This is a genomic window from Hydrogenophaga sp. (genome assembly GCF_041633695.1).
Classification (GTDB): domain Bacteria; phylum Pseudomonadota; class Gammaproteobacteria; order Burkholderiales; family Burkholderiaceae_C; genus Hydrogenophaga.
Genome location: NZ_JBFJMY010000686.1, coordinates 1 through 1,586 on the forward strand (window position 1 = coordinate 1; position 1,586 = coordinate 1,586).

The 1,586-nt window shown below is 60.5% G+C and carries 3 protein-coding genes; 2 read left to right on the forward strand and 1 reads right to left on the reverse strand.

The annotated features are described in order from the left end of the window. A partial coding sequence (locus ABYB95_RS23225; RefSeq protein WP_372662645.1) for a sigma factor occupies positions 1 to 390 on the reverse strand: 390 nt, incomplete at its 3' end. Positions 391 to 464: 74 nt separating this feature from the next. Between ABYB95_RS23225 and ABYB95_RS23230 the strand changes: the two genes are divergently transcribed. Together ABYB95_RS23230 and ABYB95_RS23235 are read left to right on the forward strand one after the other, a co-directional pair. Beyond that, entirely contained in the window at positions 465 to 992 is a 528-nt protein-coding gene (locus tag ABYB95_RS23230) for a TlpA family protein disulfide reductase (protein WP_372662648.1), read from the forward strand. 254 nt (positions 993 to 1,246) lie between these two features. Beyond that, on the forward strand, positions 1,247 to 1,567 hold the full coding sequence (locus tag ABYB95_RS23235; protein ID WP_372662651.1) for a DUF2282 domain-containing protein: 321 nt from the start codon (positions 1,247 to 1,249) through the stop codon (positions 1,565 to 1,567). Positions 1,568 to 1,586: the final 19 nt, after the last annotated feature.

Below are 1,586 nucleotides of genomic sequence, written 5' to 3' on the forward strand. Positions count from 1 at the left end.
CTCGAGCACCAGAAAGAACTGGCGCTGGCTCAGGTCCTGGTGCGGGTCGCCCCACTCGGCGGGCTTTTCCGCAAAATGGCCGTCGCGCTTGAACGCCATGTGGTCCAGCGGATCTGCGCGCTCGTCTTCGCTGTCCTGGCCTTGCGTCACTTCGCGGTGGTGCAGGCGCAAGAGATCGACGATCTTGTGCTTGAGAATGCCGACCAGCCAGGTTTTGAGCTGCGAGCGCTGTCCAAACGACTGCGGTTTGTTCAGCGCGGCGAGCAAGGTCTCGGACACCGCGTCTTCGGCCCAGGCTTCGTTGCGCAATTGCAAGCGGGCGAAGCGCATCAGGTAGTCGCGCAGGTCGACCAACTGTTGCTCGAAAGAGGTGGGGTTTGGGCTGGTCATGGCAGAAAGTGCATGCAATAGTGTAAGGAATCGCGCCAGCGCACAGACCAAACGCAGCCCAACCGGAGAGACCCATGCACCTGCCGCCCAACCGTTCACGCCGACACCTGCTCACTGCCCTGCCCATGCTGGCGCTGAGCAGCGTGGGCAGCCCCTTGCTGGCGGCCACGGCGCAGACAGCGCCGCTGCCAGAGCTAGAGGGCGTGGATTTGAATGGACAACGGGTGCAGCTGAGCAGTATGCGCGAGCGTGTCTTGTTGCTGTTTTACTGGTCTACCGCTTGCGCGGTGTGCCGCGATAAATTGCCCGAATTGCGCGCCAATGTGCTGGGCTGGAAGGACCAGCCGTTCACGCTGCTGGGCATCAATATGGACGCTCGGCAGGCCGACTTCATGGCCTACGAAAAGCTCTTGGCGCTCACCGTGCCGGCCCCGCAGCGCTTTGTATCGATCTGGGCCGGGGACCGCCAGTTCCGCGAAAACATGCCCAAGCCCGTTCACCTGCCCCATGCCCGGTTGCTGGACAAATCCGGGCGCCTGGTCTCGGAATTCTCAGGGCGCATTCCCTCCCAGGCCTGGGACAAGATTGCCGAACTGATTTAAGGCCCGGCGTTGAGGCCCGGCGCGCCCGCCAGTTCGCCCTATCTGCCTAATATGCCGCATCTGCCTTCTCTATCTCTCAAGCTCCGCCGCAGTTCCAGCATGGTTCTGGAACACCACGGACAGCGCCACTGGGCAACACTATTTTTCAATGGGTCTGTAAGAAAAATACACTCTCGCCAGACTGATCCCCAACCGGTTCATGGTGTCGTCCAGAGACCCGCCGGTTCAACCCAACCACCCTCAGGAGTTTTTCCATGAACCAACGCACCATGATCACCGCCGCAGCCGCTTCCCTCATGTCCATGGCCATGCTGTCCAGCCCCGCCCTGGCCCAGAACGCCGCCAAAGAAAAATGCTTCGGCATTGCCAAGGCCGGTCAAAACGATTGCGCCAACCTCTCGGGCACACACTCCTGCGCCGGCCAGTCCAAGCTGGACATGGACAAGGGCGAATGGAAATACGTGGCCGCCGGCACCTGCAAAGACATGAAAGGCATGTCCATGGACGAAGCCAAGGGCGGGATGATGAAGAAGGATGACACGATGAAAAAAGACGACATGATGAAAAAGAGCTGATCGCTCCATGTCTTCCCGC

Excerpts from the sequence above, each read along its gene's own strand:
- ABYB95_RS23230 (WP_372662648.1), top strand. The coding sequence starts at position 465 with ATGCACCTGCCGCCCAACCGTTCACGCCGACACCTGCTCACTGCCCTG.
- ABYB95_RS23235 (WP_372662651.1), top strand. The coding sequence starts at position 1,247 with ATGAACCAACGCACCATGATCACCGCCGCAGCCGCTTCCCTCATGTCC.